23 protein-coding genes are annotated in these 21,227 nt (G+C 40.4%); 7 read left to right on the forward strand and 16 right to left on the reverse strand.

Annotated features, from left to right (window positions below; translation table 11 throughout):
• From ftsY to map, 7 genes are all read right to left on the reverse strand, one after another.
• The gene (gene ftsY, locus AB5062_RS10620; RefSeq protein WP_005852483.1) at nucleotides 1-960 is read right to left on the reverse strand and encodes a signal recognition particle-docking protein FtsY; all 960 of its coding nucleotides are present in this window, start codon (nucleotides 958-960) and stop codon (nucleotides 1-3) included.
• 173 nt (nucleotides 961-1,133) lie between these two features.
• On the reverse strand, nucleotides 1,134-1,289 hold the full coding sequence (locus AB5062_RS10625) for a DUF4295 domain-containing protein (RefSeq protein WP_005841293.1): 156 nt from the start codon (nucleotides 1,287-1,289) through the stop codon (nucleotides 1,134-1,136).
• Nucleotides 1,290-1,298: 9 nt separating this feature from the next.
• The gene (gene rpmG / locus AB5062_RS10630) at nucleotides 1,299-1,487 is read right to left on the reverse strand and encodes a 50S ribosomal protein L33 (protein WP_005841291.1); all 189 of its coding nucleotides are present in this window, start codon (nucleotides 1,485-1,487) and stop codon (nucleotides 1,299-1,301) included.
• Nucleotides 1,488-1,507: 20 nt separating this feature from the next.
• Nucleotides 1,508-1,768 carry a 50S ribosomal protein L28 gene (gene rpmB, locus AB5062_RS10635; RefSeq protein ID WP_005841284.1) on the reverse strand — a complete coding sequence of 87 codons (261 nt, stop codon included), beginning with the start codon at nucleotides 1,766-1,768 and terminating at the stop codon, nucleotides 1,508-1,510.
• A 104-nt stretch (nucleotides 1,769-1,872) separates the two neighbouring features.
• Nucleotides 1,873-2,373 (reverse strand): CinA family protein, encoded by a 501-nt coding sequence (locus AB5062_RS10640; RefSeq protein ID WP_005841281.1) that lies wholly within the window; start codon nucleotides 2,371-2,373, stop codon nucleotides 1,873-1,875.
• Nucleotides 2,374-2,394: 21 nt separating this feature from the next.
• Nucleotides 2,395-3,414 (reverse strand): tRNA (adenosine(37)-N6)-threonylcarbamoyltransferase complex transferase subunit TsaD, encoded by a 1,020-nt coding sequence (gene tsaD / locus AB5062_RS10645; protein ID WP_005841268.1) that lies wholly within the window; start codon nucleotides 3,412-3,414, stop codon nucleotides 2,395-2,397.
• Between the two features lie 23 nt (nucleotides 3,415-3,437).
• Nucleotides 3,438-4,292 carry a type I methionyl aminopeptidase gene (gene map, locus AB5062_RS10650; protein ID WP_005841266.1) on the reverse strand — a complete coding sequence of 285 codons (855 nt, stop codon included), beginning with the start codon at nucleotides 4,290-4,292 and terminating at the stop codon, nucleotides 3,438-3,440.
• A gap of 236 nt (nucleotides 4,293-4,528) precedes the next feature.
• On the opposite strand from map, the gene AB5062_RS10655 reads away from it, so the two are divergent.
• Nucleotides 4,529-4,747 (forward strand): winged helix-turn-helix domain-containing protein, encoded by a 219-nt coding sequence (locus AB5062_RS10655; protein WP_005841264.1) that lies wholly within the window; start codon nucleotides 4,529-4,531, stop codon nucleotides 4,745-4,747.
• Nucleotides 4,748-4,806: 59 nt separating this feature from the next.
• Here AB5062_RS10655 and AB5062_RS10660 read toward each other — a convergent pair whose 3' ends face one another.
• The 5 genes from AB5062_RS10660 to AB5062_RS10680 form a co-directional block, all read right to left on the reverse strand.
• Nucleotides 4,807-5,358 carry a sugar O-acetyltransferase gene (locus tag AB5062_RS10660; RefSeq protein ID WP_032946465.1) on the reverse strand — a complete coding sequence of 184 codons (552 nt, stop codon included), beginning with the start codon at nucleotides 5,356-5,358 and terminating at the stop codon, nucleotides 4,807-4,809.
• Nucleotides 5,359-5,370: 12 nt separating this feature from the next.
• Nucleotides 5,371-6,279 (reverse strand): DMT family transporter, encoded by a 909-nt coding sequence (locus AB5062_RS10665; protein ID WP_005852477.1) that lies wholly within the window; start codon nucleotides 6,277-6,279, stop codon nucleotides 5,371-5,373.
• A gap of 144 nt (nucleotides 6,280-6,423) precedes the next feature.
• Entirely contained in the window at nucleotides 6,424-7,266 is an 843-nt protein-coding gene (locus tag AB5062_RS10670) for a glycine betaine ABC transporter substrate-binding protein (RefSeq protein ID WP_005852475.1), read from the reverse strand.
• Between the two features lie 2 nt (nucleotides 7,267-7,268).
• Entirely contained in the window at nucleotides 7,269-8,093 is an 825-nt protein-coding gene (locus AB5062_RS10675) for a proline/glycine betaine ABC transporter permease (RefSeq protein WP_005841255.1), read from the reverse strand.
• Nucleotides 8,090-9,316, reverse strand: a complete 1,227-nt coding sequence (locus tag AB5062_RS10680; RefSeq protein WP_005852472.1) for a glycine betaine/L-proline ABC transporter ATP-binding protein — start codon at nucleotides 9,314-9,316, stop codon at nucleotides 8,090-8,092. The genes AB5062_RS10675 and AB5062_RS10680 overlap by 4 nt, the downstream gene beginning before the upstream one ends.
• Nucleotides 9,317-9,617: 301 nt before the next feature.
• Between AB5062_RS10680 and AB5062_RS10685 the strand changes: the two genes are divergently transcribed.
• Nucleotides 9,618-10,955 carry a sigma-54 dependent transcriptional regulator gene (locus AB5062_RS10685; RefSeq protein ID WP_005841250.1) on the forward strand — a complete coding sequence of 446 codons (1,338 nt, stop codon included), beginning with the start codon at nucleotides 9,618-9,620 and terminating at the stop codon, nucleotides 10,953-10,955.
• 326 nt (nucleotides 10,956-11,281) lie between these two features.
• Here AB5062_RS10685 and AB5062_RS10690 read toward each other — a convergent pair whose 3' ends face one another.
• Complete coding sequence (locus AB5062_RS10690; RefSeq protein ID WP_117616356.1) at nucleotides 11,282-11,908, reverse strand: O-acetyl-ADP-ribose deacetylase; 627 nt, start codon at nucleotides 11,906-11,908, stop codon at nucleotides 11,282-11,284.
• A gap of 267 nt (nucleotides 11,909-12,175) precedes the next feature.
• Here AB5062_RS10690 and AB5062_RS10695 point away from each other — a divergent pair, with 267 nt between their 5' ends.
• From AB5062_RS10695 to AB5062_RS10715, 5 genes are all read left to right on the forward strand, one after another.
• On the forward strand, nucleotides 12,176-12,256 hold the full coding sequence (locus AB5062_RS10695; protein WP_074783379.1) for a potassium-transporting ATPase subunit F: 81 nt from the start codon (nucleotides 12,176-12,178) through the stop codon (nucleotides 12,254-12,256).
• A 26-nt stretch (nucleotides 12,257-12,282) separates the two neighbouring features.
• Nucleotides 12,283-13,989, forward strand: coding sequence for a potassium-transporting ATPase subunit KdpA (kdpA, locus tag AB5062_RS10700; RefSeq protein WP_202184623.1), 1,707 nt, complete (start codon nucleotides 12,283-12,285; stop codon nucleotides 13,987-13,989).
• A 33-nt stretch (nucleotides 13,990-14,022) separates the two neighbouring features.
• The gene (gene kdpB / locus AB5062_RS10705) at nucleotides 14,023-16,056 is read left to right on the forward strand and encodes a potassium-transporting ATPase subunit KdpB (protein ID WP_118292552.1); all 2,034 of its coding nucleotides are present in this window, start codon (nucleotides 14,023-14,025) and stop codon (nucleotides 16,054-16,056) included.
• Nucleotides 16,057-16,069: 13 nt separating this feature from the next.
• A complete protein-coding gene (locus tag AB5062_RS10710) occupies nucleotides 16,070-16,639 on the forward strand; it encodes a K(+)-transporting ATPase subunit C (RefSeq protein ID WP_005841242.1) in 570 nt (189 codons plus the stop codon).
• A 273-nt stretch (nucleotides 16,640-16,912) separates the two neighbouring features.
• Nucleotides 16,913-17,614: a hypothetical protein gene (locus AB5062_RS10715; RefSeq protein ID WP_005841238.1), complete on the forward strand. Its 702-nt coding sequence runs from the start codon at nucleotides 16,913-16,915 to the stop codon at nucleotides 17,612-17,614.
• Between the two features lie 258 nt (nucleotides 17,615-17,872).
• Here AB5062_RS10715 and AB5062_RS10720 read toward each other — a convergent pair whose 3' ends face one another.
• The 3 genes from AB5062_RS10720 to AB5062_RS10730 all read right to left on the reverse strand — a co-directional run bounded on the left by AB5062_RS10720 (nucleotide 17,873) and on the right by AB5062_RS10730 (nucleotide 20,892).
• Nucleotides 17,873-18,562: an HAD family hydrolase gene (locus AB5062_RS10720; RefSeq protein WP_005841236.1), complete on the reverse strand. Its 690-nt coding sequence runs from the start codon at nucleotides 18,560-18,562 to the stop codon at nucleotides 17,873-17,875.
• A 36-nt stretch (nucleotides 18,563-18,598) separates the two neighbouring features.
• A complete protein-coding gene (locus tag AB5062_RS10725; RefSeq protein ID WP_005938547.1) occupies nucleotides 18,599-19,234 on the reverse strand; it encodes a chloramphenicol acetyltransferase in 636 nt (211 codons plus the stop codon).
• A 311-nt stretch (nucleotides 19,235-19,545) separates the two neighbouring features.
• Nucleotides 19,546-20,892 (reverse strand): aspartate kinase, encoded by a 1,347-nt coding sequence (locus AB5062_RS10730; protein ID WP_117694082.1) that lies wholly within the window; start codon nucleotides 20,890-20,892, stop codon nucleotides 19,546-19,548.
• Between the last annotated feature and the right edge of the window lie 335 nt (nucleotides 20,893-21,227).

A 21,227-nucleotide genomic window follows, 5' to 3' on the forward strand; every position in this document is an offset into this window, starting at 1 on the left:
TTATTCAGTCTCTCCAAATAGTGAGTCTACAAATTCTTTTTTGCGGAATACCTGCATGTCTTCAATGCCTTCGCCCAATCCAATATATTTTACGGGAATCTTGAACTGCTCTGAGATGCCAATTACAACGCCCCCTTTGGCTGTTCCGTCCAATTTGGTAATTGCCATAGCAGTAACTTCTGTCGCCAAAGTAAACTGTTTGGCTTGTTCAAATGCATTTTGACCGGTAGAACCGTCTAAAACCAATAATACTTCGTGAGGTGCGTCCGCAACAACTTTCTTCATCACATTCTTGATTTTAGTAAGCTCGTTCATCAAACCTACTTTATTGTGAAGACGGCCTGCGGTATCAATGATTACTACATCTGCATTATTAGCTACGGCGGAACTTAAGGTATCAAAAGCTACAGATGCGGGATCTGATCCCATTTTCTGTTTAATAACAGGCACTCCTACTCTTTCTCCCCAAATATCCAATTGTTCTACGGCGGCAGCACGGAATGTATCAGCGGCACCCAAATAGACGGTTTTGCCCGCCTTCTTAAATTGATATGCCAATTTACCAATGGTTGTGGTTTTACCCACACCGTTTACACCTACCACCATGATGACATAGGGCTTCTTACCTTCCGGAACAGTGAAATCATCCGAATCCACCGTGTTATTTTCAGTCAATAATGCCGCTATCTCTTCACGGAGAATCTTGTTCAGTTCCTGAGTGTTTACATATTTATCTTTGGCAACTCTTTCTTCAATGCGTTTGATGATATTCAGAGTTGTTTCAACGCCTACATCCGAAGTGATAAGCACTTCTTCCAGATTATCCAATACTTCATCGTCTACTTTTGATTTACCCGCTACGGCACGGGCAATCTTACTAAATACACTTTCTTTGGTTTTGGACAATCCTTTGTCTAAAGTTTCCTTCTTTTCTTTTGAGAAAAAATTAAAAAATCCCATATTGGAGTCTGATTTATCTGTTTATGCTACAAAGATATAACTAATCTCTTACACGGACAAAAAAAAGTGTCACAATGATTGGTCATAATGTATTATGATGATAACATTGTGGTATAAAAAAAGTTCCTTCCATAATATATGAAAGGAACTTTCTACCAGTCATTCCGACTGAATTATTTCTTGAAAAAGTCTTGAACTTTTTCGTTAGGTACCATTTGCTCATCGAAGATGTAAGCTCCTGTTTTCGGAGATTTAACCATCTTGATAACCTTAGTATAAGAACGTCCTTCTTTACCTGTCTGAAGGGTTGCGACTGTTTTCTTTGCCATGGGTTATAATTATTTAATTTCTTTGTGAACTGTTACTCTTTTCAAAATAGGATTGTACTTCTTAAGTTCCAATCTTTCAGTGGTATTTTTTCTGTTTTTTGTTGTAATGTAACGAGAAGTTCCCGGCATACCACTATCCTTCATTTCTGTGCATTCAAGGATTACCTGTACTCTATTACCTTTAGCCTTCTTTGCCATAGTCTATCTCTCCTTTTTAATTAACCAATAATTTTGATGCTTTTCCAATCACAATAGCCTTTGGTTACCGCTTCATTCAGCGCTGCATCCAGGCCTTTTTTATTAATCACACGTAAGCCGTTAGCGCAGATGTTCAGGCTAATCCAGCAATCTTGTTCTACATAGTAGAATTTCTTAGTAAACAAGTTCACATCAAAAGTTCTTTTGGTTCTTCTCTTAGAGTGTGAAACATTGTTGCCAATCATGGCTTTCTTTCCGGTAATTTGACAAATCTTCGACATTGCTATCTTATTTTTATAGTTTTTTTCAATACTTATTTCAAACGGAGTGCAAAATAAGCACTTTTATTTGTATAAAACAAGAGTTTTTGCAAATAATTCTGCAATTACTGCTCATTTTCTTCGTTTTGGAACAACTTTCGAAGCAGTTGCAGTGCATTTTGGGTTGCATTTGCAATGTTTTTGTTTCTTCCTTCGTCGCCTTCCAATTTCAGTGTAATCACTTTGTCTTTACATCCGGCAGCAATCCAAATGGTACCTACCGGCTTGTCGGGAGTACCTCCTGTGGGTCCTGCGATACCTGAAGTTGCTACAGCACAATCAGAATTCATCGATTTCATCGCTCCTTTTACCATTTCGATAACGGTTTCTTCACTTACAGCTCCGTGAGTTTCTAAAGTTTCGTGGTTTACCCCTAACAGACTTTCCTTTATTTCGTTGGAATAGGCGATAATTCCACCTTTAAAGAATTGTGAACTTCCGGCAACGGCTGTAATAGCGGCCGCCACACTTCCTGCCGTGCAACTCTCGGCAGTAACGAGTGTCAGGCCCTCTCTCCAAAACAAATCGTTAATCTCTTTACTTAAAAATTTACCTTCTACTGACATGTTGAAAACGGTTTTTTAATATTAAATAGTTACCCGTGAATAAGCGGGCTTGTCTATAGTGCAAAAATCATTGTCCAGATACTTGTAATAACCGGTAATTGCGATCATTGCGGCATTATCCGTAGTAAAGCTGAACTTCGGGATATAGATATTCCAACCATATTTCCCGGCATGCTCGCGGAATGAGTTACGAAGCCCGTTGTTGGCTGATACCCCTCCGGCTACTGCCACTTCATTTATCTTGAGATTTTTGGCTGCTTTTCTCAGCTTGTCCATCAAAATATCTACAATGGTCGCTTCCAATGAAGCTGCCAAGTCGTTTTTATGATGTTCGATGAAATCGGGATCTTCTTTCAACCAGTCACGCAAAGAGTATAGGAAAGAAGTCTTTAATCCGCTGAAACTATAGTTATAGTCCGGAATATGTGGTTTACTGAAAGTGAACGCTTTTGGATTGCCTTGACGTGCCAGTTTATCAATGATAGGACCTCCGGGATAACCTAAGCCCATTACTTTAGAACATTTGTCGATAGCTTCTCCTGCTGCATCGTCAATAGTTTGTCCCAAAACTTCCATGTCATTATAGGCCTTTACCAATATTATCTGTGAGTTTCCTCCTGACACCAGCAGGCACAAGAAAGGGAATTTAGGTTGGTTGTTGTCTTCTTCCGATTCTTTAATGAAATGGGCTAACACATGGGCTTGCAGGTGGTTAACATCAATCATTGGTATATTCAATGAACGTGCGAAACCTTTCGCAAAAGATACTCCGACCAGTAATGATCCCATCAAGCCGGGTCCTCGGGTGAATGCAACGGCGCTTAGTTGCTCTTTGGTAACTCCTGCCCTTTTTAAGGCTTCGTGCACCACCGGTACAATGTTTTGTTGATGGGCACGTGACGCCAATTCGGGAACCACCCCTCCGTAAGCTTCGTGAACAGCCTGGCTGGACACTACGTTGGACAACAATACGCCATTCTTGATAACTGCGGCTGATGTGTCGTCACAGGAAGATTCTATACCTAATATAATTGTATCCATATTTCTATACCTTATTATATATATTAATGTGTCAGAATTTCAAGTCCGTTATCTGTCATAACGAAAGTATGTTCCCACTGTGCAGACGGCTGTTCGTCTTCGGTGACTACAGTCCAGCCATCTTCCTCATCAATGAAGACTTCCCATGTTCCCATATTGATCATTGGTTCAATGGTAAAAACCATTCCCGGCACCAATAGCATACCAGTTCCTTTTTTCCCGAAATGTTCTACATCCGGTTCTTCATGGAACTCTATGCCTACTCCGTGTCCGCAGAGATCACGCACTACTGAGAATCCATTTTTTTTAGCATGTTTTTCAATGGCATGTCCTATGTCCCCTACAAAACCAAATGGTTTCGCAGCTTCCATGCCTATCTCCAGACATTCTTTAGCTACTCGTACCAGTTTTTCTTTTTGAGGTGTGGTTTTTCCAATGGTAAACATACGCGATGCATCGGCATAATAACCATCAAGAATGGTAGTACAATCCACATTGATGATATCTCCTTCTTCCAGAATATCGAATTCATTGGGAATACCGTGACAAACAACCTCATTGATAGAGGTGCAGCAACTTTTGGGAAAACCGTCATAACCTAAGGTTGCAGGAATGCCACCGTGATCTTTCGTATATTCATAAACCAGCTTGTCTATTTCCAATGTGCTCATGCCTGCATGGATCTCACGTTCTACAAGGTCTAGCACTCCGGTATTGACAATACCGCTACGGCGTATTCCTTCAATCTGTTCCGGTGTCTTGATCAGTTCACGTGAAGGTACTAAATGACCTCTATCTTGATAATAGAGAACCTTTTTATCTAACTCTGTGAGTTCCATACCTTTGGGAACTCTCCAGTTTATTTTATTTCTTTTCATATCAAAGGATTAATTGACTTACAAAGTTAGAGGAAATATTTGTAAAAATGGCTCATCCGGCAATAAATATCTTCATAAAAAGAGAATTTACATGAAATTTGACAGAAACAAATGTTAAATAATCATGTCTTTTACATGAATTTTATGTAGGAGAGTCTATTTTATTTTAATAAAAGGTTATATTTACCGCAAAAAACTAAGCATTCTATTATTAACTTCTTTAATTGAACATCAAAATGGATAAACATCAAATTGGAGTAAACGCAGGAAAAGTTTGGAAACTGCTGAATGACAATAAACGGTGGAGTTATTGTGATTTAAAAAGAGCTTCAGAATTGTCTGACAGAGATTTGAATGCAGCTATAGGTTGGCTGGCCAGAGAGAATAAAATAGACTTTGAATGTTCTAACGGAGACGATTGCCTGTTTCTGAGCGTCAATGTTTATATTGGCTGAATACGAGAAACAGATAATTATGTGGGGCCAAAACTTTCATAATTATCTGTTTTCTTTTTTTAATCAACTTTTCTAATCACTTTGGCCGGATTACCTACAGCAACGGAATTGTCGGGAATGTCTTTAGTTACGACACTTCCGGCTCCGATAATACAGCGATGACCTATTTTTACTCCGGGACAAAGAATAGCTCCTCCTCCTATCCAGCAATCTTCTCCGATAGTTACGGGATATGCATACTCTTTGGGGTCGCGTCGGGTTATGTAATCTACCGGATGATGTGGAGTATAGATCTGTACATTGGGCCCTATCAATGTATGTGCTCCTATGGTGATATATCCACCATCTAAAAATGTACAGTTGGCATTCACAAAGACATGCTCTCCTAAGCGGATGCCGTGTCCATGATCACAGTAAAATGGTGGACAGATGACAGAAGTGGAAGGGATACCCGGCACTAATTCTTCCAGCACTTCCCTGAAACCATCATCGTATGTACTCATCATCCGTAATTGGGCCACTAGTTTTTTGGCGTGTATGAAACTGGCCTGTATTTCCGGTTTCTCCATATCGGCCAGCTGACTGTTACGCATTTTGTCTATCTCGTTCATAATTAAAGGGCTTTAAGATTTCGCCTCAAATGTAGGATTTGTTTTCCGTTCTGCCAAATATACACCACACAAGATAAGAAAACAGCCGGTAAGGGCTATCCAAGTTATCTTTTCATTAATAATGACCGCTGAAGTAAGAAGAGTTACCAAAGGGACGATATAAATATAGTTTGTACTTTTTACGGCTCCCAATTCCTTGACACAAGCATTCCAGGCTATGAAGCAGAGCATGGAGGCGACAAATCCCAAAAAGAGAAGATTTCCAAACACGATGGGTTGCATCATCAAGACATTGTCCCAATTTAACGGACGGAATAAAAACATGGGCAGAATGGTCAGCACTCCGTAGAAGAATACTTTACGGGTAATGAATACGATAGAATAATGATTATCCAATTGTTTGAGAATAAGGCAATAAAATGCCCACATCAATGCAGCGGTCAGTGAAAGAATATCTCCCAAAGGATTAATTTTCAGAATGAAACTGCCGTTGAAAACAACCAGCCCCACTCCTATCAAAGCCATGATCGATCCGTAAACAAGATGGCGGGTGAAAGGTTCTTTTCTTCTGAACAAATAAGAAAGCAGTGTGGTCAGAACAGGTGATGTGCATACTATCAGAGACACGTTGGAGGCTAATGTGATGCCGAGAGCCGTATTTTCAGTAATGAAATAAATAGTTCCTCCACATAATCCGGCCAATAAAAGTAACAATTCATCTTTTACTCTGTTGGCAAATAGTTTTTTATAAGAAATACACCACATGCAAAGATAGGCCAGAGTGAAACGATAAAAGAAGATGTCGGAAGGACTTAATCCATGTTGGATTAGAATCTTAGTAGAAACAAAAGTAGTTCCCCAGATAGCTACTGTGATTATTGCCATTAAGTGATAGACGAACCTTGATTTGATAACATTCATAATTTATATGTGTTTTATTATGTTGCAAAGATAGGTTTTGTTTTCGAGAAACTTATTAAAATATATGGCATAGTTGAGCTGATACAAAGTTCGTTTGTTTTCTCACTTACCTTGGGCGCGGCCCTCAAGGTAAGTGAGATATTTCTATTTCCGGGGAATCCAGGAATCTACCAGCTCCTGATGTTCTTTTACCCATTTTTCCGCTCCTTCTTTTTCATTATATTCATTTTGTGATACATCATCCAGCAGGCTGCTGATTTCTTCGGTGCTCAGATGTATGTTTTCTATCAGTTTTGCCACAAACGGGTGTTGCTCACCAAATCCTTTGCGGGCAATGGCCGTAATTGTTTCCGCTTTACCAAAAATACCTTTCGGGTCCTCCAGAAATTTTAATTTAAAGCGGGTGAACATCCAATGGGGAGTCCATCCCGTCACCACAATCCATTGATGCTCGTCAACGGCTCTTTTTAGTACTGCGGTCATGGCCGGTCCGCTAGACTCCAGCAATTTGTAATCCAGATTGTATTTTTCTATGGCCATATCTGTAGCATGCATAATCCCTGCACCGGCATCAATGCCGATAATCTCGCCTCCGAATTTTTCTTTGTTGGCATTTAATTGCTCAATGGAATGAATGTCCACATAATCGGGGACTACCAGACCGATACGGGCATCCGGATAGATCTTGCCTAAGATTTCCAGATTCTTTCCGTATTGTTTCATATAATCGGCCTGTGTAGCCGGTAACCAAGCATCCATCAGCAAATCTACTTTGCCACGGGCCATTGTTGCATAGATAGGAGCCGGATCGGCATTCTTTAAAACGACATGATAACCTTGTTGTTCAAGAATCACTTCCGTCAAATAGGTCAGGGCGATGCCGTCGTCCCAGTTTATGTATCCAATGCTTATTGTCTTATCATCTTTTTTCCCGCTGCAAGAGGTAAGCAGCAGGAGGAAAGACAAAAAATATAGTATTTTCTTCATGCTTATTTCCCTTTCTTTTGTTTTCCAAGTCCTTGTGTTATTCTATCCAGAATGATGGCCAGGATGACTACTGCGATACCGCCTTCGAAACCTAAACCTATTTTCATCTGCGTGATACCTTTCAGTACGATTTCCCCTAACCCTCCGGCTGCAATCATAGCGGCAATGACCACCATGGAGAGCGACATCAGGATTGTCTGGTTTATACCGGTCATGATAGTGGGCAATGCCAGCGGTAATTGTACCTTGAATAATAATTGCATAGGTGTCGCACCAAAAGAGCGCGAAGCTTCTACAACATTCTTCGGTACTTGCTTGATACCCAGGCTGGTCAGACGCACTACGGGAGGCATGGCAAAAATAATGGTGGCAAAGGCTCCCGGAACGGTTCCCAGCCCGAAAAAGAGTACGGCAGGAATCAGATAGACGAAAGCAGGCATCGTTTGCATCAGGTCGAGGATAGGATGCAGAATTTTATCACATCGTTTGCTGTTTGCGCTCCATATTCCCAAGGGAAGTCCCATGATAAGAGCGATGATGGTAGACGAAAGCACCAATGCTAAAGTCTGCATGGTTTCGTTCCAAAATCCCATTCCCCAAATCAGCAATAATCCTAAAATGGTAAAAATGCTGACTCCTTTTCCCGATTTATACCAAGCCAGGATGGCCAGCAATGCTATTGTTACATAAAAAGGTATCCACATCAATATGTTTTGGAACCCATCTATGAACCCGCCTATTCCAACATTGATGGCGTCGAAAAGAGGGGCAAAGTTTTCTGTGAGCCAGTTGATGGCTGTTTCTATATATTTTCCTATGTTTATCATAATTCGATAGCGTTTTGAATAAGTTCATTAATTTCTTCTTTATCTTTTCCGGTCATCTCTACTACGATGGACGATAGAGGAACCAAGCCTTTCAGTTCGCGTTCTTCATTTACCACATAAATGGGAGAATTGGTTTTCGTGATTAAGGGAAGCAGATCCTCAATCTTTGTGTCCTCCGTAACGGAATGTACTTCACTTTGTACGGCTTCCTGGATTGATTTTATACCTTTACGCCGAAGAATGGCGGCACTTTCCAATGTAATCTCTCCTATCAGCTTGTCATTTTCATCTATCACAGGAAGCACGGTAATATCTCTTTCTTTCATCTTTCTGATCAGAACCTCGGGACCTTCTTTACGCAGACGGGCTACGGCGGGACGGGTTATCATAATACTTCCTGCCGTTATGATTTTGCTCCGGTCCACATTTTCTACAAATCTTGCCACATAGTCATTGGCCGGTTCAGTTAAAATTTCTTCTGAAGTTCCGACTTGCACCACTTCTCCATCTCTCATAATGGCAATGCGGTCACCCAGTTTAATTGCTTCGCTCAAATCATGCGTGATAAAGACGATGGTCTTTTTCATTTTGGATTGCAGTGCCAGCATTTCATCTTGCATTTGTACGCGGATCAATGGGTCCAGAGCGGAAAAGGCTTCATCCATCAGTAATATTTCCGGATCATTTGCCAAAGCGCGTGCCAATCCCACACGTTGCTGCATTCCGCCGGAAAGTTGTCCGACCATCTGATTCTGATATCCTTTCAGCCCGACTATTTCCATACTCTTCATGGCTTTTTTCTCACGTTCCTGTTTGGGAACTCCTTGGAGTTCGAGCCCGAATGCAATATTGCTTAAAACACTGCGATGAGGTAACAAACCAAAATTTTGGAACACCATAGCTATTTCCCGGCGACGCATTTCCAGCAATTCCTTATCAGATGCGGCAGTAATGTCTGTTCCATTAATCAGTACTTGTCCTTTTGTGGGTTTGATTAACCGGTTTATGCAGCGCAATAAAGTTGATTTGCCACTGCCCGACAGTCCCATGATTACGAAGAACTCTCCTTCTTTGATTGTCAGATTGGCGTTTTTAACTGCTACAGTACAATTAGTCGCCTTTAAAATTTCATTTTTGCTTTTTCTTTCTTTCAACATCCGGAACGCTTTCTGCTTTTCCGGACCGAAAACAAGATACAAGTCTTTTATTTCTATTTTGTTCATAGTCTATAATAGTTTAAATTAATTAAGAATAGGGAGGAATTGACGGAAGTAAATTGAGATGTCATCCGGTATATTTAACGAAACAAAATATAAAAAGGTTCATCATAAGATGAGTTTTATTGATCAGTAAATATGTTTTTTTACAGCTTGTTATTGTTTACTCCCTACGGGAGTGGTTCAGAAAGTCCGAGATTAAAAAAAGCTAATCAGAAAGCGTTTTCTATAAAACAGAAATTAAGTATTATCCTTTTGTCGAGCGTTCATTTTATTCTATCTTTGTCACGCAAAACAGAATAAATATATGGATAGTATTTTAATTATTGATGATGAACCGCAAATACGCAAACTTCTTTCGCGTATGATGGAATTGGAAGGTTACGAAGTATTCCAGGCAGCCGATTGCCAGTCTACATTGAAACAACTTAAGTTACATAATCCCCAAGTGGTGTTGTGTGATGTGTTTTTGCCGGACGGCAATGGAGTGGATATGGTTACGACCATCAAAAAACTCTATCCAGAATTGGAGGTGATACTTTTGACCGCCCACGGTAACATTCCGGATGGTGTGCAGGCAATCAAGAATGGAGCCTTTGATTATATCACCAAAGGGGATGATAATAATAAAATTATTCCGTTAATCAGCCGGGCTATGGCTCAGGCTAAAAAGAATGTAGGGGAAAAAGTGAAAACAGAAGAGACCCAAAGTTTCTCTTTTGACGCTATAAAAGGGAAGTCGGAGGGTATGCAACAAGCCGTAGCATTGGCCCGAAAGGTTTCGGCAACGGATGTTACAGTCTTGCTGACCGGAGAAACAGGCACGGGGAAAGAGGTCTTTGCACAAGCCATCCATCGCAACAGTCTTCGCAAAGAGAATGCTTTTGTGGCTGTAAACTGTTCTGCTTTTAGCAAAGATCTGCTTGAAAGCGAGATATTCGGTCATAAAGCCGGTTCGTTTACCGGAGCGATGAAAGATAAGAAGGGGCTGTTCGAAGTGGCCGATAACGGAACCATCTTTTTGGATGAAATAGGTGAAATGGCTTTCGAGCTGCAAGCCAAATTGCTTCGTGTGCTCGAAGCGGGAGAGTACATCAAGATAGGCGACACGAAACCGACGAAAGTGAATGTCCGCGTTATCTCCGCCACCAATCGGGACCTGAAAAAAGAAATAGAACAAGGTAATTTCCGTGAAGATCTTTATTATCGTCTTTCTGTTTTTCAGATACACCTCCCTCCTCTTCGTGAGCGCAAAGAAGACATCGAACTTTTGGCGGAAAGCTTTATCCAACTCTTTTCAAAGAAACTGGGGAAACAGGTGGAAGGGATGGCTCCGGAGTTCTTGAAAGCTTTGAAAGCTGCCGACTGGAGAGGAAATATCCGTGAATTGCGAAACGTGATAGAACGCAGCATGATTGTCTGCGACAAACAGCTCACCTTACAAGATCTTCCCATTGAAATACAGAATGCCCGGCAGGAAGATTATTCCGGCAAGAATTATTCGGAGTTTGAACTGGCCGCTATGGAAAAACGTCATATCGCTAAAGTTCTGCAACATACTAAAGGAAACAAGACCGAGGCTTCACGTTTATTGAAAATAGGTTTGACTACTTTATATAGAAAGATAGAGGAGTACGGCATTTAGTTGTTGCAGGTCATTGATCAACCCTTTCCTGCCCTATGGTTAAGTCTTTTTATACGGATGTATTCTATCTCCATAACCTTGCGGAGATAAAACAAACAGGAAGAAAACCCTTAACCATAGGGCAGGAAAGGGTTAGGGATACGGATAAAACCTTTTAATGACGAATCCGGTTCCCAAGTCTTTTATGTATTCCTTACGGATAAACAGCCCCACTCAAATTCTACTGCTTCACGAAAGACCATAGGCAGCATTATTGCAAGATGGTTTCAGCAAAGATGGCTACGGAATCAATACATTCCGGATATAGAAATGATCCGTGACTTTCCTCAGCAAGACAAGAGCTTTCGATATACTTCGGCATCTTCCTCCGAGAAACAGCATACAATCACTTCTCCTTCATAGCCATGTGCCATTTCTTCCCCGATGGCATTCAATGCGATACGTGCCGCTTCTTCCTTGGGATAATGATATACGCCGGTACTGATACAGGGGAATGCAATGCTTTGGATGCCGTTCTCTCTCGCTAGTATGAAACTGGTATGATAGCATGATGCAAGTTTTTCGGCTTCTCCATGCGTTCCCCCATGCCATACGGGTCCTACGGTATGAATCACTTTCCTGCATGGCAGGTTGTATGCATCGGTTATCTTGCTTTCCCCCGTCGGACAACCGCCCAATGTTTTGCATTCCGCTAACAACGCCGGGCCTGCAGCCCGATGGATAGCTCCATCTACACCACCGCCACCCAGCAACGAGCAGTTGGCTGCATTTACAATGGCGTCGACTTTTAAAGTAGTGATATCGGCTACGGTAACATTTATCTTCTTCATTTTTCCTTTCTGTTTTTCTGTATTAAAACCTCTATACAAAGCTATATAATAAATTGGGGAATTATGCAGTTTGGCAGCAAATAAATCAATTATTCTCCTGTTTTGATATTCATCCCTTTTCATTTTGAAAAGATCTTCTTTTGCTCCCTCTTTTTTCTTGTTGTTATATCTGTATATAAATCAGTTACTTATCTCCTGTTTGCCGGTAATGGCACACTATTGGCATATAGCGTGGCAGTTAACAATAGTATTAATTAAAAAAAGGAATTATGGATTTATTTTCAATCGGATTTGTGGTTTGTACCTTGAGCGGTATAGCTTGCTTTTGGCTTTTCTTTAAATGCATAGACTGGTTCGAGAAGATCTAAAAAAAGAAAGGAGAAACAAGTTATGTACACAGCATTATTTGTAGTTAGTTTGATTATGTTCGGCTATATGATGTATGTTCTCATCAAGCCGGAGAAGTTTTAAAAAAGTAAGTTAAGAAATAAAGAGTTATGAATACTGAAGTTTTAGGTGTTATAGCGCAAATTGTCTTAATGGTAGTGCTCAGCTATCCTTTGGGCAAATATATCGCTAAAGTTTATAAAGGTGAAAAGACTTGGTCGGATTTTATGAAGCCCGTTGAACGGGTTATGTTCAAACTGAGTGGCATCAATCCCAATGAGGAGATGAACTGGAAACAGTTTTTGAGAGCCTTGCTGGTGGTAAATCTATTTTGGTTCCTTTGGGGGATGGTACTGTTGGTTACACAAGGTGTGCTGCCGCTTAACCCGGATGGAAATGTCGGTCAGACTGCACATCAGGCATTCAATACTTGTATCAGTTTCATGGTGAACTGTAACTTGCAACATTATAGCGGTGAAAGTGGGCTGACTTATTTTACTCAGCTATTCGTCATCATGCTCTTTCAGTTTATTACTGCCGCTACCGGTATGGCTGCCATGGCAGGTATAATGAAAGCGCTGGCTGCAAAGACTACTCAGACTATTGGCAATTTCTGGAACTATTTGGTATTAAGTTGTACCCGTGTCCTGTTGCCTCTTTCATTGGTCGTAGGCTTTATCCTGATTGTGCAAGGAACTCCGATGGGCTTTGACGGAAAAATGAAAGTGACCACCATGGAAGGAGCTACACAATATGTATCACAAGGCCCTACGGCGGCTATTGTCCCTATCAAACAATTGGGTACTAATGGTGGTGGTTATTTTGGTGTAAACTCTTCTCATCCATTGGAGAACCCTACCTATTTTGCCAATATGGTGGAATGTTGGTCTATCCTTATCATACCTATGGCGATGGCATTTGCATTCGGTTTCTATCTGAAACGTAAAAAATTGGGTTATAGTATATATGGTGTCATGCTGTTTGCCTATCTGGTAGGAGTTTGTATCAATGTGAGTCAGGAGATGGGTGGTAATCCACGTATTGATGAAATGGGGATAGCGCAGGATAATGGCGCGATGGAAGGTAAAGAAATACGTTTGGGCTCGGCCGCCACTGCTTTGTGGAGTATTACTACTACGGTTACTTCCAATGGTTCTGTCAATGGTATGCACGATTCAACAATGCCGCTTTCGGGTATGATGGAAATGCTGAACATGCAGATCAACACATGGTTTGGCGGTGTAGGTGTGGGATGGATGAACTACTTTACATTTATTATTATCGCCGTGTTCATCAGTGGGTTGATGGTAGGCCGTACACCGGAGTTCCTTGGTCATAAAGTAGAAGCACGTGAAATGAAGATTGCTTCCATTGTGGCACTACTTCATCCGTTTATCATTTTAGTTGGTACGGCATTGGCTGCTTATCTGTTTGTTCATGCGCCTGCATTTGTGGAAAGTGAAGGTGGCTGGCTGAACAATCCCGGATATCATGGTCTGAGTGAAATACTTTATGAATACACCTCGTGTGCCGCCAATAATGGTTCCGGTTTTGAAGGACTGGGTGATAACACATGGTTTTGGAACTACTCTTGTGGTATTGTGCTGATATTAGGACGTTTTGTCCCGATTGTAGGTCAAGTGGCCATAGCAGGTATTCTAGCTAAGAAAAAATTTATTCCCGAAAGCGCCGGCACATTGCAAACCGATACAGTGACATTCGGTGTGATGACATTTGCGGTTATTTTTATTGTTGCCGCACTATCATTCTTCCCGGTACATGCATTAAGCACTATTGCCGAGCACTTGAGTTTATAATTCTGATAACAGACAACGATATTAATAGAAGATATGAAAGATAATAAATCAGCTTCTTTATTTCAGAAGGAGCAAGTCATTGACAGCATAAAACAATCATTCGTGAAGTTGAATCCGCGAGTGATGATTAAGAATCCGATTATGTTCACGGTAGAGGTTTGTACAGCTATTATGTTCTTGGTGATGCTCTACTCTATCGTTAATGATTCACAAGGCTCATTTATTTATAATTTATGGGTTTTCGTAATCCTGTTCATCACCTTGTTATTTGCTAATTTTGCTGAAGCTATTGCCGAAGCGCGCGGAAAGGCACAAGCCGATAGCCTGAGGAAGACTCGTGAGGAAACCCCTGCCAAATTGATTGTGAACGGGACTTTGAAAACTGTCAGTAGTTCCCAGTTAAAGAAAGGTGATATTTTTGTATGCGAGGCAGGAGATGTAATTCCTGCCGATGGCGAGATCATCGAAGGACTGGCGTCTATTGACGAAAGTGCCATCACAGGCGAATCCGCTCCTGTAATCCGTGAAGCAGGCGGTGACAAGAGTTCAGTAACAGGAGGTACAAAAGTATTGTCCGATCAGATAAAAGTAATGGTAAGCACCCAGCCGGGTGAAAGTTTCCTGGATAAGATGATTGCATTGGTGGAAGGCGCATCCCGCCAGAAAACACCGAATGAAATTGCATTGACTATCCTGTTGGCAGCATTTACATTGGTCTTTGTCATTGTGTGTATCACCCTTAAACCGTTTGCCGATTATACGGGAACTGTCATTACCATTGCTTCTTTTCTGTCCTTGTTTGTCTGCCTCATTCCTACCACTATCGGAGGATTGCTTTCGGCTATCGGTATCGCCGGGATGGATCGTGCTTTGCGTGCCAATGTCATAACCAAATCGGGTAAGGCAGTGGAAACAGCCGGAGACATAGATACGTTGCTTCTTGATAAAACAGGAACAATAACTATAGGAAACCGTAAAGCTACCCGTTTTTATCCGGCTCAGGGAGTGGCTGAACATGCTTTCATCGAAGCCTGCCTGCTCTCATCTGTATCTGATGATACTCCGGAAGGCAAATCTATTATTGAACTGGGACGTGAATCGGGTTTACGGATGCGTAATTTGAATACCGATGGTGCTCATATGATAAAATTTACCGCCGAAACCAAATGCTCGGGTATTAACTTGAAGGATGGAACAGAAATCCGTAAAGGTGCATTTGATGCGATCCGAAAGATAGCTTTGTCTGCCGGAAACCCTTTCCCAAAAGAAACGGAAGATATCATTCAAACCATTACAAGTAATGGAGGTACTCCATTGGTGGTAAGTGTCAATAAGAAAATTGCCGGAGTAATAGAATTGCAGGATATTATAAAACCGGGTATTCAGGAACGTTTTGAACGTTTACGCAAGATGGGGGTAAAAACAGTCATGGTGACGGGAGATAACCCATTGACCGCCAAATATATTGCAGAGAAAGCCGGAGTAGACGACTTCATAGCCGAGGCTAAACCAGAGGATAAGATGGAGTATATCAAGAAAGAGCAGGCTGCCGGCAAACTGGTTGCCATGATGGGTGACGGAACAAATGATGCTCCTGCCCTTGCCCAAGCTAATGTGGGGGTTGCCATGAATAGCGGTACACAGGCTGCCAAGGAAGCAGGGAATATGGTGGATTTGGATAATGATCCTACCAAGCTGATAGAGATTGTCGAGATAGGTAAACAATTGCTGATGACACGTGGTACACTGACCACTTTCTCCATAGCCAATGATGTGGCCAAATATTTTGCCATTGTTCCTGCATTGTTCATGCTTTCCATTCCGGAACTGGCTGCATTGAATATTATGGGGCTGCATAGCCCTGAGAGTGCTATCTTGTCTGCGGTTATATTCAATGCCATCATTATTCCTATTCTGATTCCGCTGGCATTGAAAGGAGTTCAATACAAACCGATAGGAGCTTCCGCCTTGCTTCGTCGTAATCTTTTGATATATGGCATAGGTGGTGTTATTGCTCCTTTTGTGGGTATTAAATTAATAGATTTAGTAGTAGGATTATTCTTTTAACAAGTAAACGACAATGAAAAATTTTATAAAGTCATTCAGACTTACCTTAGTCTTTTGTGTGTTTTTCTCAGTATGCTATATACTAGTCTTATGGATTTTCGCTCAATTTGCCGGACCTAATTCCGGCAATGCCGAGGTGGTGGAACTTAACGGAAAAGTGGTAGGTGCCGCCAATGTGGGACAATCATTTACGGAAGATATCTATTTCTGGGGACGTCCTTCATGTGCCGGAGATGGTTATGATGCAACCAGTTCGGCCGGTAGCAATAAAGGCCCTACCAATGCAGAATACTTGGCTGAAGTAGAAGCGCGGATTGATACATTTTTAAAGCATCATCCTTACTTGAGCCGTAAGGAAGTACCTGCCGAAATGGTCACAGCCAGCGGTTCCGGGCTGGATCCTGACATCACTCCGGCCTGCGCATACGTGCAGGTACAACGTGTGGCTAAAGCTCGCGGAATGAGTGAGGAAACTGTAAAAGCTATTGTAGATAAAGCTGTGGAAAAACCGTTTATGGGCATATTCGGTACAGAGAAGGTGAATGTATTAAAACTGAATGCTGCTTTAGAAAAGGCAAAATAATAAAAAATATATAGTCATTAAATTAGGAAGATGTGCGTCATGAAAAAGAGAAGTTTCCTGGATACCGAGAGCCTGTCGGCTCTAGAAGCTGTGGCTATCATTGTATTGTTCTTTGCTTTGATAACATGGATTCTTGATCTTTGACGTGCATCACCCTATTGAATGATGCATCTTGATTCAGAAAAACTCAAAATGGATATTTCCTTTCAGACAATAAGAAGGAAATAGTATAAATATGTAAAACACGAATATTGATTAGTTTAATTTTTTAAGATGAAAAAGAATTTGAAAAAAGTGGTCTTGGTGCTGGCTCTACTGTTGCCTGGAGTGATAAAAGCACAAGAATTTAACGTAACGGCTAAGGCGGATTTTGTAAGTGATTACATTTGGCGTGGCGCTTACCAGAATTCAGGATTCTCTGTACAGCCTACATTAGGATTATCTTACGGCAATCTTTCTTTGTCTGCTTGGGGGAGTCAGAGCCTGACCAAGACAGACGGTGCACAAGAGTTTGACATCAATTTGAGTTATACCATTGGCGGTTTAGGTATTACAGTGACCGACTATTGGTGGAATGGCATCACCATGCCCTACGGGGATTATAAACATGATCATCATTTTGAAGGAACATTAGCTTATAATTTCGGCGAGAACTTTCCTCTGACCTTGAGCTGGTCTACCATGTTTGCGGGAGGAGACGATAACAAAGACGGTGATCGTGCTTATTCCACTTATATCAATGCTTCTTATAATATTGCTTGCCCGGCAGAAATTACGCTCACTCCTTCCGTTGGTTTCACTCCCTGGAAAGGAATGTATGATGCTGATGGTGCTGCTTTTACAGATATTGCTTTAAAAGCTTCCAAGAACATTAATATTACAGATCATTTTTCTTTGCCTTTGTTTGTACAGGCTATTGTTTCGCCCTCATTTGACAAAACTTATCTGATAGCCGGATTAAGTATTGGGTTTTAAATGTGTATAAAAGGAAGTGTCAAAACGAAACCGGACTATCCAATCGTCAACTGTAGGGGCAGGGTTTGCCTGCCCGAAGACACAAAGCAAACTGTTTTCGGGCGAGCGAACCTCGCCCCTACGAACGAAACGACAGCATTATCCACGTTTTGACAACCCTTTTTTGTTGTATAGAGTGACTTATCCTTTTTTGAGTCTTGCCGGACGTGGTATTTTTGTTCAAAGAGTTACCACGTGGAGAATGGAGTATGGCAAAAACTAAAGATAGTTTTGTATCTCTTTAATGTTATTCAACTTAATAAAGTGGGAGTGCGTTACTTCTCCTTCATATTGTTCGTGTGCCCAAGTGACATGATGAGGTACATAGGCTGCATAACCTCCGAGTTCCAATATGGGAATAATATCCGACTTTATCGAGTTACCTATCATCAGTAAATTTTCTGCCTTACATCCTAAATGATCAAGCAATCTTTTATAATCCGCATTTTTCTTGTCGCTCATTATTTCTATGTGACAAAAGTATTCTTGTAGTCCGGACGCAGAAATCTTTCTTTTTTGATCGAACAAATCACCTTTGGTGGCCAATACTAATTTATAATTTTCGTGCAAGGCTGATATGACTTCTTGCACACCGTCCAATAATGTGATTGGTCTTTGCAGAAGTTCCTGACCTGATCGGAGGATTTCTTTTACGAGATTGAGGTCTCCTTCTCCATTAGTAACTTTGCAAATGGTTTCAATCATGCAAAGCAGCATTCCTTTCAGTCCATAACCATAGATATGCAGATTTTTTATTTCTGTCTTGAACAATTCTTCTGATACGGAAGGAGCCGGTGAATATTTCCTCAGAAGATGACAAAATTTGTGTTCCAACTCTTGAAAATAAAGTTCATTTTCCCAAAGAGTGTCATCGGCATCAAAAGCGATAAATTCTATTTTATTTTTCATGTTTTATTATTAGAATAGGAAGAGAGAGCAATCATATCATAATGTATTATTTTGTCCGTCTTTTACGTTCTGTATAAATTCAGCAACATTTCGTCCATCCACCAAGCCATGGTGGACACTGATGGATATAGGAAGCAAAAGTTTCTTTTTTTCTTGTATCAGCTTACCTGTGGAAATTTTGGGTATAGAATCTCCTGTTTGAATTGAACCGGCATGTTTCATCTCGGAAAAGGCAAACCAGGGCAGAGCCGAATAACGGATGACATCCGCTCTTGCTGTGTCCTTGGAAAAAGAAAGTCCGGTACTGTTTTTTACTCTATGTATTTCCTTTTCTGCATTTTCAATAAATAAGGAAAGATCTGTGTCATACTCAAAAAATCCAAAGCCAAAAGTTCCGTCCTCTCTTCCGATAGTGGGCGAAATATTGATTTTATCATATTCTACTACTTCTCCGTTTTCTATACGTAATTTGAATGCAGTAGTCGCATTGATACATTTCAATAGGAAGTGCACAGAATAAAGAAAAAAAGAAACTTCCATATTTTTACTTTGTTGATATATGCTTGTGAAATCAACAGTCGTGGTAATTCCCCAAAAAGGGTCATCGAGAGCCGAGAAGAATTTAAAATGCTCTTTTCTATTCCAATTGTCCAGGTTAATAACTCGCTTCATTTTCTATTTACTCTGTTTTTCTTTTATGTGTATTATTTCTGTTACAACTATTTTAACGATAAAACGTATTGTTGCAAATATACAAAAAGTATTTTAACAGAGATGTTCTTTGTTTGCTTTAAATCCATTTTATTATCTCCTGTTCTGTGTTAAAGTTAAGAATGGATAACAGCAACTATTTTAAAAGGTTATTCAGGACTGGTAATCAACTATATGTCTGTTTTGTTTATAAGGGAAAGAATTATTTAATCAAAAACAAAAGCAACAAATACCTGTCGGGCAAATTTGTTGCTTCTGTTTATTCAAGAAGGTCACATGACAAAAGAGTCTTGTAATTGAGTTTGTTTTATTACATCAAATTTTTCTGATGGAATATCTAGAAAGGCTTTGCACAGTGTCATTAATGCCTTTTCTCTATCTTGTTCCCGTACCAGCACTGAAAGATTGTGAGTGCTGCTGCCATATGAAATCATGCATACCGGCATCTCTTTCAGCGTTTCTATAATTCTGGCTTCCAACCCTGTATGCTTTTCCCAATTTAGATCGCCAATAACGCTGACCACAGACATTTCTGTTTCCATTCCTATTTCCGCATACTTATGTAATTCACGATATATCAGGCGTAATGTGTCGTTGCTACATTTCACAGCCAATGAAACACTCACATTAGAGGAAGTCGCTAAATAGACAGGAACCTTATATTTCTCGAACACATCAAATACTTTTCCAATAAATAGATAAGAAGTAAGAACCCCTAACGAACGAAGTTTGACAAAGACCACACCTCTGCGTGAAACAGCAGCTTTTACTTTTGTTCCTGTTTTTTCTGATGATATCCGTAATGTATCTTCCGGTGTTTTTATCAATACAATGGCCATACCGACGGTGCGCGCCAGCGGAATACATTCCGGATGAAGCAATGCAATGCCGCTATCAATAAAATTCTCGGCTTCACCGTATGTAAGAGTCCGAGTATGTTCCATACCTTGGAAACAAATTTCATCAGAACGTAAGGATGTTATAATTTCATCCGCATGGAATACAGCCCCGATAACAGTGGCATAATACTCATTTCCTATTTGTGGGAATAAATCCACTTCATCATATGCATTTTTACACAAACGGCTTTGGGTAATAAGAATGGGGACATCGGGACAGGCTTTCATCAGTTCTTCTACATTTTTTTTCACATACTTTATATCCGGTTTCCGATCAAGCCCTAGCCGCATGAAATGACATGAGTTCAAGATGAAGTTCTTTTTCGTACATTCTTCTAAATAATGTGACAGAATAAGAGAGGATATCATTGCTCCGTGAGCCATAATCTCATGATCGTCAATGATGTTCGGATTTTCATTACATAAACGGGAAATTTGATCGATGTGTACTTTTATTTCTTTGGCAGCTTCTGCTTTCTGCATTTCGGAGGAAAGAAGATTGTCCAGCCAATTTCCACAATCATTCTCGAAATCCTGCAATTGATTCATAACCTTTTCGATATCGAGATGGAATAAAGAAATAGAAACAGCTTGCAGCTTTTGGGCAATGCCGGTAAAAGTGTCGAGCACTATAATAGAACGTTCGTTCATGCTAATTACTTCAGTCCGATGTTTCAGTTCGGCAGCAGATTTAATATTTTCTAAATTATATACTTTCATTTTTGTATTGCATTTTATTCTTTTCGAGTTTCTTTTTCATTTTAACAGGCAAATTTCCATATTGGAAAGCTATATTCTTACTAGTTTCATCTTTATTAGTTTGTTAATCAGTTGTTTATTATTGTTTGCTCGCTACCTTTTCTATAAGTTGATAGCGTTATACTCTGTATAAATCAAAATCGATGCCATTACAAAAATTGCACTTTTATCTTTCGGCTATTTCATTTCCCATTTTAGAAAAAAGGCTTTCATATTGAAAATGTATAAACTAATTGACAAGTATATATCATATTGATAATAAGATATTTAAGTTGGTGGTATGACTTTTGTCATCT

Source organism: Phocaeicola sp. RTP21359st1_B8_RTP21360_211022 (genome assembly GCF_040911965.1).
GTDB classification, from domain to species: Bacteria; Bacteroidota; Bacteroidia; order Bacteroidales; family Bacteroidaceae; genus Phocaeicola; species Phocaeicola vulgatus.

Bases quoted from the DNA above. Each gene is read 5' to 3' on its own strand.
- AB5062_RS10655 (WP_005841264.1), top strand. From the start codon at position 4,529: ATGGATAAACATCAAATTGGAGTAAACGCAGGAAAAGTTTGGAAACTG.
- AB5062_RS10715 (WP_005841238.1), top strand. From the start codon at position 16,913: ATGAAAAAGAATTTGAAAAAAGTGGTCTTGGTGCTGGCTCTACTGTTG.
- rpmG (WP_005841291.1), bottom strand. From the start codon at position 1,487: ATGGCAAAGAAGGCTAAAGGTAATAGAGTACAGGTAATCCTTGAATGC.
- AB5062_RS10640 (WP_005841281.1), bottom strand. From the start codon at position 2,373: ATGTCAGTAGAAGGTAAATTTTTAAGTAAAGAGATTAACGATTTGTTT.
- AB5062_RS10730 (WP_117694082.1), bottom strand. From the start codon at position 20,892: ATGAAAGTATATAATTTAGAAAATATTAAATCTGCTGCCGAACTGAAA.
- AB5062_RS10725 (WP_005938547.1), bottom strand. From the start codon at position 19,234: ATGAAGCGAGTTATTAACCTGGACAATTGGAATAGAAAAGAGCATTTT.
- AB5062_RS10665 (WP_005852477.1), bottom strand. From the start codon at position 6,279: ATGAATGTTATCAAATCAAGGTTCGTCTATCACTTAATGGCAATAATC.
- AB5062_RS10625 (WP_005841293.1), bottom strand. From the start codon at position 1,289: ATGGCAAAGAAAACAGTCGCAACCCTTCAGACAGGTAAAGAAGGACGT.
- AB5062_RS10660 (WP_032946465.1), bottom strand. From the start codon at position 5,358: ATGAACGAGATAGACAAAATGCGTAACAGTCAGCTGGCCGATATGGAG.
- rpmB (WP_005841284.1), bottom strand. From the start codon at position 1,768: ATGTCGAAGATTTGTCAAATTACCGGAAAGAAAGCCATGATTGGCAAC.
- kdpB (WP_118292552.1), top strand. From the start codon at position 14,023: ATGAAAGATAATAAATCAGCTTCTTTATTTCAGAAGGAGCAAGTCATT.
- AB5062_RS10685 (WP_005841250.1), top strand. From the start codon at position 9,618: ATGGATAGTATTTTAATTATTGATGATGAACCGCAAATACGCAAACTT.
- AB5062_RS10710 (WP_005841242.1), top strand. From the start codon at position 16,070: ATGAAAAATTTTATAAAGTCATTCAGACTTACCTTAGTCTTTTGTGTG.
- AB5062_RS10720 (WP_005841236.1), bottom strand. From the start codon at position 18,562: ATGAAAAATAAAATAGAATTTATCGCTTTTGATGCCGATGACACTCTT.
- AB5062_RS10675 (WP_005841255.1), bottom strand. From the start codon at position 8,093: ATGATAAACATAGGAAAATATATAGAAACAGCCATCAACTGGCTCACA.
- ftsY (WP_005852483.1), bottom strand. From the start codon at position 960: ATGGGATTTTTTAATTTTTTCTCAAAAGAAAAGAAGGAAACTTTAGAC.
- AB5062_RS10690 (WP_117616356.1), bottom strand. From the start codon at position 11,908: ATGAAAAGGGATGAATATCAAAACAGGAGAATAATTGATTTATTTGCT.
- AB5062_RS10670 (WP_005852475.1), bottom strand. From the start codon at position 7,266: ATGAAGAAAATACTATATTTTTTGTCTTTCCTCCTGCTGCTTACCTCT.
- AB5062_RS10680 (WP_005852472.1), bottom strand. From the start codon at position 9,316: ATGAACAAAATAGAAATAAAAGACTTGTATCTTGTTTTCGGTCCGGAA.
- tsaD (WP_005841268.1), bottom strand. From the start codon at position 3,414: ATGGATACAATTATATTAGGTATAGAATCTTCCTGTGACGACACATCA.
- kdpA (WP_202184623.1), top strand. From the start codon at position 12,283: ATGAATACTGAAGTTTTAGGTGTTATAGCGCAAATTGTCTTAATGGTA.
- map (WP_005841266.1), bottom strand. From the start codon at position 4,292: ATGAAAAGAAATAAAATAAACTGGAGAGTTCCCAAAGGTATGGAACTC.
- AB5062_RS10695 (WP_074783379.1), top strand. From the start codon at position 12,176: ATGTACACAGCATTATTTGTAGTTAGTTTGATTATGTTCGGCTATATG.